Here is a 17,767-nt window from a genome sequence, read left to right on the forward strand (position 1 = left end):
ATAAAAGCATCTTCAGGTCATTTGGCCGTTAAGTTTATTTTTGTACATCCTTGAGAATAAGGAAGAAAGAAGGCTGTAATTTGAAGTCTTGCACTTGATTATTGGTCACGGCGTTCTGCTTCCAGTTCGCAACGAAAACCCACGGCGCATCTTCCTGCACAATCTCCTGCATTTTGCGGTAGAGCTTGGCGCGCTCGTTTTGGTCCGTCGCTTCACGTGCAGCTTCCAGCAGCTTGTCGACTTCCGGATTTGAATAGTAACCCGAGTTGAAACCGCCTTTGCCAGGCCATGCATCAGTGCGAAGCGCCAGGTATGGCAGAGTATCTGGGTCGTTGGTCATCCATGCCATTTCTGCCATGTCGGCTTTGCCTTCCAGACCAGGGTTTACTTTGCCAAGGAAGGTATTCCACTCGTAGGTTTCAATCGAAGTATCCAGACCAACCGCTTTCAGATCTGCCTGAATCGCAGTCCCCATAGGGACCGGGTCTAACATACCCGAACCGCCTTCAGTGACGTAAAAGGTCAGCTTCGCACCTTCCTGACCTGCTTCTTTGATCAGCGCTTTGGCTTTTTCAGGGTCATAAGGATATGGCTGCAGACTGTCGTTATACGCCCAAGCAAAAGCTGGAGGCGTTGGCCCAGCAGCGACTTCAGCCGTTCCTTCCAATACGCCTTCTACCAAGGCTTTTTTGTTGATGGCATAGTTCACAGCCTGACGCATTCGCTTATCCGCGAAGGGGCCTTCCTTGGCATTCAGGATAAGAAACCATACGTGTGGGCCAGCCTGCTCCACCACTTGATAACGATTATTCTCGAACTCAGACAGCGCGTTAGGCGGCACTTCCACCATCATGTCAATGCTGCCCGCGAGCATTTCAGCAACACGGGTGTTGGCATCTGTAATGGGGCGGAATACCACCGCTTCCAGCTTGGCTTTCTCGCCCCAGTAATCGTCGTTGCGAACAACAACCACTTTGGTATTTGAACCCCATTCAGCGAAACGGAAAGGTCCCGTTCCCGAAGGCTGGCGGCCAAAGTCTTTACCGTGTTTTTTTACTGCCTCAGGGGAGACAATCAGGCCCGTAGGGTACGCAAGATTGGAAAGGAAAGGCGCATACGGAGCGTTAAGGGTGAATTTCACAGTTTGAGGATCAACCGCTTCTACGTTTTCTATTGACGAGAAAAAGAAAGAGAGCGGGAAGGGTCCGGTATTGTGGTAAGGGTGTTTCTCGTCAAGCATACGGTCAAAGTTGAACTTCACGGCTTCCGACGTTAACGCTGTTCCATCATGGAACTTTACGCCTCCACGGAGTTTAAACGTATAGGTTTTGCCATCTTCACTGACCGTCCAGCTTTCTGCCAGCGCAGGTTCAACTTCCAGAGTGCCATCTTTGTAGCGCACCAGACCCTCATAAAGGTTCATCAGGATCCGGAAATCATTCACGGCCGTCACAGCATGTGGGTCGAGTGACTTAGGTTCAGCGACCTGACCCACGATGAGCACATTAGGTGGTGTTTGCGCTGAAGCGGACAAAGGCACTATCGCACACACCGCTATCAATGCGGTCTTGGCTACACTCAGCAGCCTTTTCATGAAATCACTTTTCATTTGTTTCATGGGGAAACTCCTTCCCAGTTTGTGGATGTGAAGTTAATCGTTGGTTAACTTTTATTCACATTTATCACTATAAATTACTTGCCGCAAGTATTTATCATGATAAATTGACACTAATGAGTGTCGAAGTCACACTTAGATCACTGGCTCAGGAGCGAGACCTATGACTTATTCAATATTGGCACGAGATCCAGAAACTGGCTCGATAGGTGCAGCAGCAGCCACAGGCGCACTATGCGTAGGTGGTTGGGTGATCAGAGGTGATCTACGCGCGGGGATGTCTGCTTCTCAGGGGGCAAAACCCAGTACACTTTGGGGCGAAGATGTGCTGTCTCAGATGGCAGCTGGTTCGACAGCTTCATCTGCGGTGAATGCAGTCACCAGTGCGGATTCAGGTGCCGCATACCGACAACTTGCCGCGTTAGATCTTAATGGAAGCGGTGCTGTTTATACTGGCAGTAAGAATGGATTGGCCCATGGCAGTTTGATAGAAAACAACGTCGTCGTGTGTGGTAATTTACTGTCAGACACCAAAGTGCTCGACGCCATGATGCTGGCTTTCAAAAACAGTCAGCTTGGTTTTGAAGAGAGATTGCTTGCTGCTCTTTTTGCTGCAGACCGATCAGGAGGCGATTATCGTGGTCTAATGTCTGCTGCTCTTCTCATCTACAAACCAGATTCACCACCCACCACTCTGCGTATTGATTACCACGATTCACCGTTACTCGCTCTGCGAACCTTGTATGAAAAACATTGTGATCCCGACTATCAGGCATGGAGGGAAACCTTGCCATCATCAGAACATCCGGAGCGTTAAACGATGAACCACCTTTTAGGCCAAAGAGCCCAGGAATATTTGAAACAACTTGCCGATTGTTCTGCATCAGAAATCGGCGTAACCCGTTTTCCATTTACATCGGAACATAAACGCGCTAACGCCTTGCTGAAAGATTGGATGCAAGAAGCTGGCCTCAGTGTTCACATGGATGACGCTGGCACATTGATCGGCCGTTATGATGCAGGAAATGACGCACCCACCCTGTTAATGGGTAGCCATCAGGATAGTGTCAAGCAAGGCGGTGCCTATGATGGAATCATGGGAATAGTGCTACCTATCGTTGCCTTAGATTACTTGAATCGTCAGGGAAGAAAACTGCCCTATTCTGTTGAAGTCCTTGCTTTTGCAGATGAAGAAGGTGTGCGTTTCCCTACCGCGCTTGTTGGTCCACGCGCATTAGCTGGAACTCTGGACGAAAGCGTCATTGACAGAAAAGATAAAGAAGGTACCTCCCTTCGAACAGCATTGTCGGGTTTCGGGCTTGAACCAGACAAGATTAGTCAGCTTAAACGCAACTCCGAAAACATCCTCGGATTTATCGAAACCCATATAGAACAAGGGCCCGTGCTTGAACACGAAGGACTTCCTTTAGGTGTCGTTTCAGCCATCTGCGGCATCGAGAGGCACCATTTGACCTTCACCGGTCAGGCAGCGCACGCCGGGACTGTGCCCATGCATCTTCGTAAAGATGCACTAACCGCAGCCGCTGCAATCACTATCGAGGCAGAGAAGCTTGCCATAAAACTACCTGATTTACTCGCCACAGTCGGCCAACTGGACGTGACACCAAATGTGCCAAACGCAGTGCCAGGGCGTGTTTCTATGGTCATTGAGCTTCGGTCACCGGTAGATGAAGTTAGGGAAAAAGCCGGGGAAATGCTTCAGGCATTTGCCAAGGAAACTGCCCAGTTGAGGGGACTTGGTTGCGAAATCACCCGCACTTACAGCCAGCAGGCTACTGAGTGTGACCATTCGTTGCAACTGGCGTTAGCGCATGCCATCGCTTCCACCAATAACCAGGTTTACCACTTACCCTCAGGTGCAACGCATGATGCTTCGGCGATGGCCGATCTCACCCGCGTCGCGATGTTATTCGTTCGCTGTAAGAAAGGTATTAGCCACAATCCGGCCGAATATGCCAGTGACCAAGACATGGGTTTGGCGATCGAAGCCTTAATTGAGTTAATGAGCGATTTACAGTGTTAACTCTTTAATTCAGAGAGCTTATCCATCGCGCAATTGATAACTATACCCAAACAACCTGAAGATGCAGGATTCAGCGAGTTTGACTGGCGTTGTGATCGCGGCGTTCCTTTGTAGATGTAGTCACCTCCATCAAAAAGGAACAACAAAGAGCACGACGTCAGTCAACTCGCCCGAAGGGAGGCCTTCAATGCGACCACTTCATCGTTAAATTCCACGGAAATAGAACGACTATTCCTCGCGAAGTTCCACTTCAACTCCCCATTAAGGTGATCCCTTTAAATATCATTCTTACCTATCTACTAAGAAGTTTAGGAGTGACAGAGGCAATAAATTGATCCTATGGGTATCAAAATACGCGACTTATCAATACTCAATTGAGCCTTGTTTCACAGTCATTAGAATGGCGCACTCTTTTAACCAAGGGTGAACAGCGATGAAACTTAGAACCATTCTGCTGATCGGTACGTTAGCGATTGGCCTTTCTGGGTGCGTAATTCCAACGGACAGAACTTACTACAAACCAGAGGAAAGTTATGGCGAAGCGGTTGCTTCGCAAAGTTGCGGATACCTGCGCACAAATCAAGATTCGCTAAAGCAGTCTTTTAATGACTACAGTGTAAAAGTCAATGCCAGTCAGGATGGCAGAAATGGTGTCACCATAAGCGTTTCAGCAATTGTTGATAGACCGCAACTCGACATCAATGACATCTTATTTGATACCAATAAAGTGCATCTTATCCAGCCAGAAAATCGTGAAAAGCTGAAGACTAAAAACGCCTTCAAACATCAGTCTTATGGCACCATATGGATCTCGCGAACCTTTTTGCTGCCGGATGCTCCTTTCGAACAAGTGATAGAACTTGAGTTAGCCCCAGGTGCAATAACGATAAAGGGCAGACCTTCAGAACGTATGGTGTTCAAATTCTCCTTAACAACGACCTTTGACGTCTTATATTTTTCGATAAACTGCTAGAGAAGTATTAAACGGCTGTGAGCACAGCCGCTCCTTTATAAGCAAAAAAACTATAAGCAAACAACCTGACGATAAAAGATTCAGGTTGTTTGGGGGTATATCAGAAACTCGAACCTGGTTGCTTCAGGAACGCAACTTCCTCTGGTGTACTCTCGCGCCCCAAAATCTCATTTCGGTGCGGATAACGCCCAAAACGATCGATGATTTCTTTGTGGCGGATTTCGAACTGATAGTTGTCTTCAAGACCCGGTTGATTGAACAAGCGCAGCGCCTCCTCGTGCACAATCTTAGATTCACTGTGCATGTAAGGCATATAAAGAAAGCTACGCTGATTCGGCGGCAATTCACGGTCAATACCTAAAGAAACCGCTTCCTGCGCAAGCGCTAAAGCAAGAGGGTCTTGCGCAAAAGCACTCGGTGTATCCCGGAAAATGTTACGGGAAAACTGATCTAGCACGATAATTTCTGCCAGACGCCCTTCTGGCTCCTCACGCCAGTTGAAACACTCGGATACAGATGCCTGTTCCAGCACCTCACCAAAGCGCGACTTGATAGTTCGGTCCAACTGCTCGTCTTTGGCAAAACATTGTTCTAGCGTGAGCTCCTCAAACCAGAATGTCAGCACCTTTCTGTACATCTTTTCCCTCCCTCTGTTTATAACTTCCATTGTTGCTAGCTTGTAAGGGTATAGCGCACTTCGTTGAATATAACTGTCTCGTCACTCAGATAATTGGATGTTTAGTCCAAACACTCACTTTAAATGCAAGTGTCGGGAATGAAAACGATTCTTCCAAGCCTCTTAACGAGCCTCATGAAAGTAGTGGAAAGCGTAAGCTTATCTATCCGGTCTATCAAATCGTGAGCAAAGAAGTACCCACCAAGTATAGGATTTTTATCTCTGATGATTTTATAAGGATACAAAATGGAAGTTGTTACCAGCAGAAGTGAAGTCTGGGTACCAAGCTAAGTTATAGTGAAGCGTATGGAGGGTGTCGCAGGAGATTGAGGGCCCAGATACCGCGGAAATGACGTAGAAAGAAGGCTTAAGCCCGAATCCTGCCGGGCTTACCACTGATTCCAGCTATCAGTTGCTCAATGTCAGCTTACTGATGCTGCTTGAAGAAGCGTTCTGCGTTAGCAAACAGTTTTTCACACAGCTTCTTTTGCTTGTCATATTCTTCAGAACCCGCGGTCATTGCTTCAAGCACCGCTTTTTCTTTGTGGTATTCACTTACCATCTGTTCAAATCTGGCTTCATGGCCATTTTTCCAAGCCTGTTTCTGAATGTTTGCTCTTTTCTTTCTCATTGCTAGGTCCTTTTTTGAAACCCCTGAAACTTGCAGGTCTCAGTGTGGGATATTCACTTTGAACGACGGAAATTAGGCTCGCAGAGAGAAGCTACTAAATGGGCGATTAAGAAGAAGAATTCACTGAAGACGAAATGAATCGAATGGAGACTGAGAAAATACTTGGACTAAATGTTTCATTTATAGCTCTGACTCCAGAGCTCGCCAAACTATACAGGTTGCTGAGGGAATAGATAGGAATTTCTATGCCTAATTTATTTATATCATGAATATCAAAAGGTTACCAACCACATACAACAGTAAGGTTGACCCAGCCACCAAATTTACCCAGTACGACTTTCAGACTAGTGATTGACGATGACTATCAAGATGGTGCATCGCCTCCTGACATCTTCTGCGGGTTTCGTTGAGGTTTAAGTATGATAAGCAAATTGCCGATCAGCATAATTAACGCGCCCACAAACAAAGAGACTTCAACACTTTCTCCATAGACCAGCGCACCCACCATACCAATCGCTGGCAATCTCAGGAAATCCAGAATGACCACCGTACTTACCTCAGCGTATTGCATCGCTTTTGTCATACAGAAATGCGCGCTCAGGGCAGTTAGGCCGACGACCGCCAACCAAAACCACTGCATCCCAACAGGTGCAGTCCAGTTGTTCAGCGCAAACAGAAACCCTATCGGTAGCTGAATAAGACACATATAAAACAGGATCGTCAGCGGGCTTTCAGTGTTTGAAAGTGACTTAGTAGAAGCATGTGAGATGGCATAACAAAAAGCCGCTGCCAGCACGATCAGTGAATACCAATTAAAGACCTCAACCCCGGGTTTCAATATGACTAGCACGCCAGCCAGCCCCAATCCAATGGCGGCGAATTTTCGAGCAGTAATGGATTCACCTAAAAATAACCACGCAATCATGGCTGTCCAAAGTGGAACGGTAAACTCCAGAGCAAAAACTTCCGCGAGGGGCAGGACAGTAATTCCCAGTAACCATCCGTATTGCCCGGCAAAGTGAAACGTATTTCGTAGGCAATGCAAGCCGATCCGCTTGGTGAGAAAACCGCGGTTGTTTTGGGTGAACAATAGAATGGAACAAACAACCAGCAGGCCAAGCACACTCCTGAACAGCATGACTTGTGAAGTATGAATTTCTCCGCTGAGTTCTCTTGCTCCAACCGCCATTAAACAAAAAGATAAGAGCGTCCCAGACATCCATAAAATTGCTTTAACGATAGCGGCAAACTCCACGTGCTGACTGATGGGTTAGATAGGAGGCCTTATTACGGCTTGTGGTTTAGAAAACGGCTGTCTCAATGGCATTCAACTATAACAATATGTTTTATTGAGATTTAGCGAATGCCTGAGTTTTGTGAGCGACCATTCCATTCGCAAAGAAACCGTTCGAATTAGCGGGTGTTTGCATCCCGCCAACTCGAACATTGAGGGCGAGCTATTTCGTGTCGGACCTTAATACCAGTTCAACCCGGCGGTTTTGCTTCTGACCATCTTCATTGAGGTTATTGGCAACGGGCGCATACTCACCTACCCCTTTTGCTACCAACTGTCTTTTGGGGATTTGATATTCGCTGGTCAGCACTTTCACAACAGACTTTGCCCGCTCATCCGCAAGCTTTTGGTTGTAGGATTCGCTGCCCTTGTCATCGGTGTGGCCCACCACATAAAATTTCCAGTCTGGATGTGCTTTCAGATAGGTCGCCAGAGTATTAATCACCGCTTTCGATTCTGGTAACATCTGATCGCTGTCGAACTCAAACAGCAAGCCATCCAACGCCACATGCCCCGTCTGTGCAATCTTGTCTGTTAATCCTTCGAGGTCGATAACTAAACGGTCATCTTTAAGCTCAGTTTCTTCGATAACGCGCAACTCTCCCCAAAGGCCACCGGAAAAACCGATCACGTAGACCATTGCATAAACATTGCCTTCTGGACGGTCAAGCTTGTATAAGCCGTAAAATTGGTCTTTTTCATTGCCGATATGAATAAGCGTGTTCAATCCCTCATGAAGTTTGTCTTCATCACCACACTCCTTTCCCTCACAACGAAATTGAGGAATAAAACCCAGTTTGCTTAACGCTGATTGGTAGTTGGCAAACGCTTCGTATTCTGAATATTGCCTTGGCAGTTTGTATCCAATATCTGTGATTTTTCCATCTAAGGCCACAATCTGGTGCTCTCGCTTTTCTGTGACTGCCGTTAGCACTTTACTTCTCCCAAATCCAAGCTGGGTATACTCGACGATCCAGGCACCCGGAAGTCTCTGCACCATTGGATGATCTTTGCTGCCTTGTCTGTCTTTACCGGATTTATCCTCAAAGGTCAGCACTTCCGCAGGCGCACTCAGATAGGCCTTATCCACCGAAATCAAATCGAGCGGCTCTTCAATCACTTCAAGCACATCAACTTGCAAACTGGTATGCTGCTTTCGCGTTGCACTGAGCACAGAGAGATATATCGGTTTGGTGTCATCGCTCAGCTTTGCCACCAGAAAAGCGGGGGCTGTCTTGGAAATGGTGTCGTTTGGCTCTAACAACTGATACAGATTTTTCACCCTGCCACAGGCTTTTTCTTCACACTCAAACAGGATTTCTCCGCCCAAAGCTTCAATTTGTGCTTTATAGTTATTTTTCAGGTGGAAAGGCTCATGCTCGGGCTGAAGCTTGTAGCCCAGCCGGGTTAACCGTCCACCTTGCTGCTGCACTATTAGCTTTCCCTTTTCAAGCGCGATAACCAGAGGAAACTTGGTGTAATGTTGAACTGTTCTTTCTTTAAGTTCACTTTCCGGCGGCGCACTAAATAGCTCTCCAGCCGATGCAGTGGTTACCAGCAATGTCGGAAGCGCAAAACCTAATGCCAATTTTATTTTTACTTTCCCTAGCCACAACTTCATTGCTTATCCCTCTTCAAAACACGCTGTCTTTACGACAGTCGGTAACCACGACTTTGGACGATTTCACCTCTTCATAAGTCAAATTAGGTGCATCATCCCCAGCAAACTTGGCGATAACTGCTCCTGACCCCAGAAGGGGGGCTAATTGGGCGCAATCGCCAGGCTGTTCAATAACGATATAGTCCATGCCTGATTGAGTGAGTGAACCCCAGTCTTCAGATTTCACATTTGAAAACACGGCAGTCGCCGAAACATTGGAAAGATCGCCGAAGCTATGGACAGTGCTATGGTCGATAAGAATTTGAGAAAGAGACTCCGCACTGTTAAGCGGCGAAAGGGATTCAATCTCTCCGCCACTGAGCATGACTTCGCTAATAGTTGGGAACTGCGCCAAATCATTCAGACGGATCTTGGCAGATGTTGGTAGTTCACATATAACAGTAGACAGATCATTGACGCGCTCTGCCTGATCCATATCCGCGGCCTGTTTTAGACACTTTTCAATTTCAGGATCGGCGAAAGCCAACTCACTGATCAGCGGCGATACCGTTTCCTCGTACTCATGTTGGAAATGATCGTCTTCTACAAAACCAGCATCCGGGTAGCTGTCAGCATTCGCCAAATATTCATCCGCAAACTCATCACCAAGCATTTCAGGCGGTAAATCAAAATCTGGGTCTTCTGCCAGAATAGCCTGCCCAACCACAGCCTTAACAATGGCTCCATCCACTTCATTAAACTGCTGCAGGATAGGTTCAGCATCCCCGACCACACAAAGGTTATGGACCAGGAAGGTTGAGGGAACCGTGGCCATTAACATGGCATTCATGTTCAACGCCATCATCACATCTGACGCTGCCATATCAGTATTCGCCGCAGCTTTTAAGGAGGGAATCGCATCGGCAAAGTCATTAAGCTCCGCGATGCTTTGTCGATATTCCGTCACCAAATCCGGTCTGTAGCAGGTTGAGCTCTGATCGACTTTATCAAGGAAAGCCTTGTACTCAGTGACATAACCATTCCCCAGAGAAGCGTTGCTCCGTGTCAGTGAAGCCAAACGACCAAGGTCACCACTACGAACTGCTGTTAAAGGGCTTTCCGTCTTTTCAAGCACATCTGTCATGGCTGCGATAATTTCTTGGTAAGCCTCGCCGTTCTGCTGACTTTCTTCCATCAAGGATGCTGTCTTTCTTTGCAGATCTTCCACCAACTGAATGTTGTGCTCAATCTGCCCATATACAACAAAGGGCAAAGACAGCATGGCGGCAAACAACAGGGTTGCCAATCTGCTTGTCTTACTGACTGTATGGCGCTTGGAATTCAACATACTCATTTCCTTTCTAACCGCTTGAACGATGCAAGCGTTCACTGTCCATCGACCACAAGAGGCTTGTCGCACATTTCGGCAATCTTCTTACCTTGGTCAATCAATTTGGTTTGGCCGCCAGACATCAGTTTCACTCTTTCTCCGGTATCAAAAAGCATAACTAGCTCATGCAGTTTTCCGCCGTGACTGTCACGAGAGCGAAGACTTCTTGCCACAGAAAATCCGCTGATAGTGTGGAGGTTTGCGCGTAGTCGATAGACGGGATAAAGACTGGTAATTTGCCGGGTTAAGGTCCCTTTACGAAGGTCTATTTTTATATGGTGGTCGAGAAACATCATGTGCCAGGCAAAGCCTGACCACATTGCCCATGTAAGTATCGATTGCAGCGAATCCACAGTGCGATACCAAATCAAAAGCCCTGCCATCACGAAGAACAGAATGCCGAAAAACCTCAGCAAGCCTCCTCCGCCTAAATGCAGTTTTCGAACGTTGCTTGTTGTGTCATAAGTTTCATTCACCATGGCATCACCCTTGAACCCAATTAAACACAAACAGCATCGTCCCAAGGGTTAACGTAAAAGGGAATATCCAAAGCAAACGCCATATCGACCCCTGAACCTCAAACTCTGCACCTTCAATGCGTGACGGTTTTACGTAGCGGGGTTTGCTTGCTGCAGTCATTTCCAGAGGACGGGTTTCAGGCCAATCAGTGACGTTATCAAGTGCGGTAATCCCGACTTCTTTGCTGAGAAATAAAGCCATTTCCGCAGTTTGATCAAACTGACCAATGCTGTTTCTGGTCATAGACTTCCCGTCCGCATTCAACTGCAACCAACAACCAGACTTATGTGCAACAATCGGTATTACCGTGACATTGCAATCACGAACGGACCATGAGGCTTTTTCAGGCGGTGTTTTTCCCCAACCCCGAAGATGAGAAACGCGACCACCGCTGAAAACAAAACGTTCAGTACGACGCATCAGAATGAGAGAAATAAGCAAAAGAACGGCTGCCACGATCAGAAAGAAGTACATCTGATTATCGCTTTCCATCAAGGAGACAAATGCCATGACGATTGATGCGCTCATCGGCACAAGCGCAATGAAACCAAATACCTTCCAGATTTTCTGATGCATCCCAATCAGATAGTAGTTTCCATTGGGATCTTGTTTGAGGTGATAGCGGGCGCCCCAGTAAAGTTCGCTATATTGCGTTTCCATCCAAGCTCCCGCGGCGGGTGAGTCAAGATGAAACGATAATCTCCCTGACAAGGTACGTCGATATACCCAGTGTTTTATTCATTAGACTTGTCACTCATTAAGAAAGGCAAAGCTTTCAGGCTTTTTGATAAAGATGTTGGTAGGACCGGCACTTTTAGAATGATCTAGCTGGGTGCCGACAACAAAAGCAGTTCTTTAAAATTATAAGACGTACCACCAATGGCGATAGCTAATAATACCCCTGAACATAATCCTTGGAGCCAGAGTGAGTTAAATACTTTTGAGCACCATTTAACGCACAAGATGTAAAGAGAGAGAATACTGACATCAAGCAGCACCCAGACAGTAGAAAGCGTTATAACGCTGCCAGTAAAACTGTGTGTCACTGCAATAAACTGCGGAAAGAAAGCGACAAAAAATAATATGTCTTTCGGATTAGCTACTCCAGTAATAAAGCCTCTAACAAACCCACTATTTTTGGTGGTTTCGCTGTGATCCGAAGTTGATGCATTATCTCGACAAGTATTTGATACGCGCCATAGCGTGCGTAGGTCTATCACAGCGCCAATGCCAATATAAAATGAACCGAGGATACCCAGTAAATATAGGTATAGGGGAGCTAGATGGACTACACCTGCCAGAGTCAATACGGCAATCGTCAGTAACAACAGGGAAGCTCCATTAGTGCCGAGCAAGGTCATAAATGCCTCACGTTGTCCTTCACGGATTGCTGTGGAGGTGAGCAGAGCAACAACTGGGCCGGGAGTAACAATTAACAGTATTACGACGACACTGTAGCTGAAGAGTAATGAGAGATTCATGTTGTGTTTTTCCTTGTTGAGATACTTGATTGTCTGTAGATGGCTTAAAACCATTCTTTCGAAGATCATGAGAGCGAATTTGCATAAAGAGCTAATACGATTATGTAAGAGCCAATCAGTGCGGAAAAACGGAAAAAACTATGTATTATTGTGAGTAATACTCACAATGGAACATGGACATGACATTACCTCCACTCTATGCGTTACGGGCATTTGAGGCGGCTGCACGTTTAGGATCTTTTTCTCAAGCCGCTGAAGTGCTCAACGTTACGCCTAGTGCGATCAGTCGCCATGTGCGAACGCTGGAAGAGTGGTTTGAATGCAAATTGTTTGAACGACATGGTCCTAAAGTCATCATTACCCCCGCTGGTAACTCCCTGGCCAGTCAACTCACTGAAAGTTTCCAGAGTCTGGAAAATGCCTGTTCTCATTTTGGTCGTAACAATCGTCAATTGCGTTTAAAAGCACCATCCACTCTGGCAATCAGTTGGTTATTGGATGTATTGAGTCATTTTCGAGATGAGTTCAGCGTGCCAGCCATTGAAATGGTCAGTGTATGGATGGATATCGACAACGTTGACTTTGTCCGAGAGCCCTACGATTGCGCGATTCTACTGGGACAAGGCAATTTTGGTGCTGATACCGAATGCCTTCCGTTGTTCGAAGAGCTACTGATTCCAGTCTGTTCACCAGCGTTACTGAGTGAGGCTCAACATGATTTAAGTGCTTGTGAGTTAATTCACCCCACTTCGGACCGCCGTGACTGGCGGCGTTGGATAGATCGCACTGGTGACTATAAGTCTTTGAACATCAATAAGGGTAAAGTGTTCGATACTCTTGAACAGGGCAATCAAGCGGCCATCAGCCGCCATGGTATCTCCGTTGGAGATTTGTTACTCAGTCTAAAAGCTATTGAGAGTGAGTTACTGGTGCTGCCATTTAAGCAAGCGGTGGTAACCGGTGATAGTTATTATCTAGTCTGGCCTAAAGGTTGTGCTAAAGAAGAGTACATCGATTTACTCTATCAGTGGCTCAAGTCCTCAGTACCAGGTCCATTACCAGACGATGTGACCCGTCTAAATTAGTCAACAAGGGACTAAGGAAGCGAATAAAGCGAGTTGACGATGTTAACTCGGACTTTAACCATATCGTGTAATGGAGTACCACCCATATATCTTTTGTATTCGCGAGTTCTCAAGTAGGACGAAGAGCCAAGCTCACTTTTGTCCACTTTGAGTTAGTCACCGATATTTAGCTCAAAATTGCCCATCTCGTGCTGGCGAAAGCTAACGGAACCCATCTCATCCAGAGAGCTTTGCACATAATTTCCAATGCCAATCGTGAGGTGCGTAGAAACACACCATTTTGTAATAACTTCTCATTCTCTATTTTTACGCACCTCATGATATCCTCTTAAAAACATGCGCTTACTATACAGTTCAGCATTTATTAGATGCATGAAAAATCCCCAAATAGGGTATTTAAATGCCGCAATTTGGAATCTGATAAATTGTCATGCTTTAAACAATTTCTTGGTATGGAGATCTGGATGGATAGTATAAAAAAGGCTGTTTCTTACATTGAATTTCTGCCAATTATTGTGTTTGGATTCTTGTTTAAAGCAGATAAGTTACCAATTGAACAACAGTTCTATGCTGTTGGTTTGGCGAGCATGGTTTTGTTACTTTGTTTCTACTCCCTTTCGTTACGCATGGGCTCTATGGCACTTGCGACAAATCTTCACCTTATATCAGGTGCTTTCGCCTATTTGGTTTACTGGGAGTATCTAAACTGGGTTTACTACTACTTGCAGGAGTCTTCTCTCCTTGCTTGGATGTTTATCGTAGCGCTAGTTAGGACTATCTACTCGCAACAGACAGCATTGGACACTTTTCCAAGTGAAGACAATTCAGTGAAGAAGTTATCTTTCCTATTTTCATTTTTCTGTCTAGTGAGCATCCCGCTATCTGTGTACCTTAGAGGGGATTTGTTGTACTCAGTATTCATTCCGTTTGCCGCATTAGCATACCTACAAGGACTTTTGAAAAAGCTCGCGGTCAAAAGAGACGTGATTCAGCAAATTTAAGCATACAAGCGAATGAACGAGAGATGTTTACTCATGGCACATTTTTTCAATGAAAGATAGTGATTCAGGCGTTTCAATCAATTTTAGCTAGTAAACGCCCGTTCTTCGAACGTTATAACTCAAGGAAAGAGGCTTTTATGAAACAAGTTTTGATTGCATTTGCTGCGCTATTTTTATTAGCTTGCACTTCTCAAAATTCACCAAACCCGAATATCACAATATTTAACAATGCTATAGAAGATCATGTCTACTTGTTGTTAGTTGTATATGACGGGAAAGCAGGTCAGCCAGCACCATCCGTATTAGAGTCAAAATTCAAAGAGAAAGCGAGTCTACTTTGCAAAGAAGAATTCAGCTTTGATAAACCAGATGATGCAGTTTTAAAAGAACTTAATCGAAAGTCACTTGAGAAATGGATAGCTGCTCAACACTTCAACTATGTAGCAAAAAGTTGTGAGTCTGGTTTTAGTACTCAAAGCTCTTCTAGCGCAACAAAAATAACGTATTGTACTTAGGTTGTTATCGGCATAACACAGATGAGCTCTTCCCCCTTCAATCGGCAATAGCACTTTGTTGGCTGCGTCAGCAGCCAATGCTCTCGATCAAGAAATCTGGCTTCTATGTTTTCCCAATCTCAGCTTATCCGAATTATACCGCTTAGATAGCAACCCCTAACTCGAAATTGTCCAAAACCAATTTAGCTCAAAGGCGCGGGGACAAGGCTCTTCCAATTCTGGTTCAACATTATCGAGCCAAAAGTTCAGAAGTCATTGTCACGCTGACATGCAAAAGAGCCTCAATTGAGGCTCTTTTTTTGGTCGAAATTCTCAACCTAATTGGCGGTGTGTTCAGGCTGGATTGTGTCCCATTTCGCGCTACAGAAAGCAAACTTCAACAGCATCACTTCAATTGTCTTCAAGATATTTCATCGTGGGAATTTGTTAGATGCATCGAATAGATTTAAACAAGTTAATCAGGTGGAATTCTTCAGAGTTAGTATGAAGTTGTAAAACTGACCAGTAGCTCCATTTTCGTCACAAATAGTCACATCCTTTCATATTGATGTCAGTTATTCTTCCCCAACCACTTATCGCTACTTGTACATCTATGAATTTATCTGCCTCATACAGCATTGTTCTCGTTGAAGATGATTTGGAACTTGCTGAGCTCATCCGGGATTATCTACAAAGTTTCGAATTCAACATTGAAATCGTCAATGACGGTCTAACAGCAGTCAGTACAATTCTATCCACTCAGCCCGACTTAGTCGTTCTAGATGTCATGCTGCCGGGGCAAAGTGGGATGGATGTATGCCGTGCGATTCGTCAAAACTACAATGGTATGATTTTGATGCAAACTGCGTTGGATGATGATATCGACCAAATGATGGGGCTAGAACTCGGAGCCGATGACTACATCGTCAAAAAGGTCAAACCACGATTATTGTTGTCTCGTATTCGCGCGCTTTTGCGCCGCCAAGAACGTACTTCCTCAGAAAACGATCAAGACGTACTGCAATTAGGACAACTAAAAATCAATTTGCAGCATCGCACAGTAACCCTTAATCAAGCCAGTATTAAGCTCACTACGTCCGAGTTTGAACTTTTGCATCTACTTGCAAGCAATGTTGGCCAAGTCGTATCACGAGATGACATTGCTCAGCAAATTCGTGGCTTCGAGTATGACGGTTTGGACCGCTCCATCGACCGAAGAATCTCCCGTCTGCGTCGTTCGCTCCAGGACAACCCAATCGAACCTGAATTGATTAAAACTATCCGAGGTGTCGGCTATCAACTGTGCCTGGCACAAGGAGTCGAAACAGCATGATTAGAGCTTTTTCAATTTTATGGTTCGCCGTTTTTGTTCCCATCATCTTATTAATCCTCCCCACGGGTATTAACCCAATTCAACTCCTAAACGAGTGGTTCTCTGCAGACTTTCACAAGCAAACTTATAGGGTGAAATTTGAATTAGTGACTAACCAGCTATTGGAGCTGCCTCAAGACCAGTGGCAAAACAAGATCAACAGCTATGCGCCTCACTTTGGCTACCCCATTGAGTTGCAAAAGCTTGATGACTATCAATACGATCCTGAGTTGCACCAAGCGCTTAACAACGGGGATATCGAGTTCTTGTTTGGTGATCCTATGGCGTTGGTTCAGCGTGTGGGAAACAGCAATCAAGTGCTTTACTTTGCGCTCAACGAGTCTTCTGAACTCGCAGTACTCAACCAAGCCAAAGGCAGCTTGTTTTTGGCGATTGAAGATTTGCATCGCTTCCCGCAAGAAGAGTGGCAGCAAAGGCTCGAAACACAGGTCACCCATGTCCCCTTTCGCGTCAAATTAAAGTCCTATCAGGCACTTTCAAGCGAAGCACAAGCGGCGATAGGTGATAAATCCAATGAGATGGTCGCATTCTTTGGCACGAGTGGACTCATTGAGTTACTCGCTCCTGTTTCGGAAGATATATGGCTACATGTAGAGGATAATCTCTCGAGCACGACGCAAATGAAGCATATATCTGCGATTATTGTGGCCTTTTTCCTTATCGTTTCTTTTGCATTGTTCATGTGGGTATACCCCCTTTGGCGCGACTTAAAACGCTTGGTCGCGACATCAAACGAATTCGGCAACGGGGTATTGTCGAAACGGGCCTCCACCTCCAAACTGTCAGTGATTTCTCAGCTTAGTGAATCATTCAATCACATGGCCGACAACATAGAGAAGCTGATTGCAGGGCAAAAAGATCTGACCAATTCCATCGCCCATGATTTGCGTACGCCGCTTTATCGACTCAGGTTTGCCCTGGAAATGATGGAAGATGAAGAAACGCCTGATGCGCAGAAGCAAAAGTACCGGAATACTGCTTATTCTAGTATTGAAGACTTGGATCATCTGATAAACCAAACACTGCTCTTATCCCGCTACAATCGAGTCGCTGATATCAATCATTTCTCGCATAGCTGTTTCGCCCAAGAACTTCTGACAGAAGTCGACTACTTCAAGCTTGAGCACACAGACTTAGACACGCACTTCTACTGTTCACCTGATCTGAAAGATCAACAGCTATTTTTAGACAACAAAGGTTTGATGCGGGCCGTCAAAAACCTTCTGGCTAATGCAAGTCGATTTGCCGAAACGACCATCACCATTTCATTTCTGATTGAAGACGAGCATTACAAGATTTGGGTCGAAGACGATGGGAAAGGGATTCCCAGTAAACATGCAGAGAAGATCTTTGAGCCTTTTCAGCAGTTAGACAATGATGAGCGTAATAGCGACAAAGGTCATGGTTTGGGGCTTGCCATCGTCAAACAAATCATGGTGTTGCACAAAGGACAAGTAAGCGTCAGAGAGTCAGACTCTAATGGGGCTTTGTTTGAATTATCTTGGCCTGTCCACGCGCTGAGCCCATCGAACCACGAGGAAATGTGACCAACTTGGACACAAACCGTCCAT

The 17,767-nt window shown here is 45.7% G+C and carries 17 protein-coding genes; 8 read left to right on the plus strand and 9 right to left on the minus strand.

Features of this window, described 5'->3' with window-relative positions; translation table 11 throughout:
• Positions 1-34: 34 nt before the first annotated feature.
• The gene (locus K6Q96_RS23750) at positions 35-1,618 is read right to left on the minus strand and encodes an ABC transporter substrate-binding protein (protein ID WP_251880811.1); all 1,584 of its coding nucleotides are present in this window, start codon (positions 1,616-1,618) and stop codon (positions 35-37) included.
• Between the two features lie 160 nt (positions 1,619-1,778).
• On the opposite strand from K6Q96_RS23750, the gene K6Q96_RS23755 reads away from it, so the two are divergent.
• From K6Q96_RS23755 to K6Q96_RS23765, 3 genes are all read left to right on the plus strand, one after another.
• Entirely contained in the window at positions 1,779-2,432 is a 654-nt protein-coding gene (locus K6Q96_RS23755; protein WP_251880813.1) for a DUF1028 domain-containing protein, read from the plus strand.
• Between the two features lie 3 nt (positions 2,433-2,435).
• Positions 2,436-3,659: an allantoate amidohydrolase gene (locus K6Q96_RS23760; RefSeq protein WP_251880815.1), complete on the plus strand. Its 1,224-nt coding sequence runs from the start codon at positions 2,436-2,438 to the stop codon at positions 3,657-3,659.
• Between the two features lie 433 nt (positions 3,660-4,092).
• A complete protein-coding gene (locus K6Q96_RS23765) occupies positions 4,093-4,632 on the plus strand; it encodes a hypothetical protein (protein ID WP_251880817.1) in 540 nt (179 codons plus the stop codon).
• A 100-nt stretch (positions 4,633-4,732) separates the two neighbouring features.
• Here the strand turns inward: K6Q96_RS23765 and K6Q96_RS23770 are convergent, their stop codons facing one another.
• From K6Q96_RS23770 to K6Q96_RS23805, 8 genes are all read right to left on the minus strand, one after another.
• On the minus strand, positions 4,733-5,269 hold the full coding sequence (locus tag K6Q96_RS23770) for a DUF924 family protein (RefSeq protein ID WP_251880819.1): 537 nt from the start codon (positions 5,267-5,269) through the stop codon (positions 4,733-4,735).
• Between the two features lie 466 nt (positions 5,270-5,735).
• Positions 5,736-5,939, minus strand: coding sequence for a hypothetical protein (locus K6Q96_RS23775; protein WP_251880821.1), 204 nt, complete (start codon positions 5,937-5,939; stop codon positions 5,736-5,738).
• A 364-nt stretch (positions 5,940-6,303) separates the two neighbouring features.
• Entirely contained in the window at positions 6,304-7,158 is an 855-nt protein-coding gene (locus K6Q96_RS23780) for a DMT family transporter (RefSeq protein ID WP_251880823.1), read from the minus strand.
• A 238-nt stretch (positions 7,159-7,396) separates the two neighbouring features.
• Complete coding sequence (locus K6Q96_RS23785) at positions 7,397-8,854, minus strand: OmpA family protein (protein WP_251880825.1); 1,458 nt, start codon at positions 8,852-8,854, stop codon at positions 7,397-7,399.
• Between the two features lie 13 nt (positions 8,855-8,867).
• Complete coding sequence (locus K6Q96_RS23790; protein WP_251880827.1) at positions 8,868-10,181, minus strand: hypothetical protein; 1,314 nt, start codon at positions 10,179-10,181, stop codon at positions 8,868-8,870.
• A gap of 38 nt (positions 10,182-10,219) precedes the next feature.
• Positions 10,220-10,702: a hypothetical protein gene (locus K6Q96_RS23795; protein ID WP_251880829.1), complete on the minus strand. Its 483-nt coding sequence runs from the start codon at positions 10,700-10,702 to the stop codon at positions 10,220-10,222.
• 4 nt (positions 10,703-10,706) lie between these two features.
• The gene (locus K6Q96_RS23800; RefSeq protein ID WP_251880830.1) at positions 10,707-11,402 is read right to left on the minus strand and encodes a hypothetical protein; all 696 of its coding nucleotides are present in this window, start codon (positions 11,400-11,402) and stop codon (positions 10,707-10,709) included.
• Between the two features lie 164 nt (positions 11,403-11,566).
• Positions 11,567-12,223 (minus strand): LysE family translocator, encoded by a 657-nt coding sequence (locus tag K6Q96_RS23805; RefSeq protein WP_251880831.1) that lies wholly within the window; start codon positions 12,221-12,223, stop codon positions 11,567-11,569.
• Between the two features lie 179 nt (positions 12,224-12,402).
• Here K6Q96_RS23805 and K6Q96_RS23810 point away from each other — a divergent pair, with 179 nt between their 5' ends.
• The 5 genes from K6Q96_RS23810 to K6Q96_RS23830 all read left to right on the plus strand — a co-directional run bounded on the left by K6Q96_RS23810 (position 12,403) and on the right by K6Q96_RS23830 (position 17,743).
• On the plus strand, positions 12,403-13,308 hold the full coding sequence (locus K6Q96_RS23810; protein ID WP_251880832.1) for a LysR family transcriptional regulator: 906 nt from the start codon (positions 12,403-12,405) through the stop codon (positions 13,306-13,308).
• 464 nt (positions 13,309-13,772) lie between these two features.
• Positions 13,773-14,309, plus strand: coding sequence for a hypothetical protein (locus tag K6Q96_RS23815; protein ID WP_251880833.1), 537 nt, complete (start codon positions 13,773-13,775; stop codon positions 14,307-14,309).
• 137 nt (positions 14,310-14,446) lie between these two features.
• On the plus strand, positions 14,447-14,824 hold the full coding sequence (locus K6Q96_RS23820) for a hypothetical protein (RefSeq protein ID WP_251880834.1): 378 nt from the start codon (positions 14,447-14,449) through the stop codon (positions 14,822-14,824).
• A gap of 592 nt (positions 14,825-15,416) precedes the next feature.
• Complete coding sequence (locus K6Q96_RS23825) at positions 15,417-16,136, plus strand: winged helix-turn-helix domain-containing protein (RefSeq protein WP_251880835.1); 720 nt, start codon at positions 15,417-15,419, stop codon at positions 16,134-16,136.
• Positions 16,133-17,743 carry an ATP-binding protein gene (locus K6Q96_RS23830; RefSeq protein WP_251880836.1) on the plus strand — a complete coding sequence of 537 codons (1,611 nt, stop codon included), beginning with the start codon at positions 16,133-16,135 and terminating at the stop codon, positions 17,741-17,743. The genes K6Q96_RS23825 and K6Q96_RS23830 overlap by 4 nt, the downstream gene beginning before the upstream one ends.
• Positions 17,744-17,767 lie beyond the last annotated feature (24 nt).

Source organism: Grimontia kaedaensis, from assembly GCF_023746615.1.
Taxonomy (GTDB): Bacteria; Pseudomonadota; Gammaproteobacteria; order Enterobacterales; family Vibrionaceae; genus Enterovibrio; species Enterovibrio kaedaensis.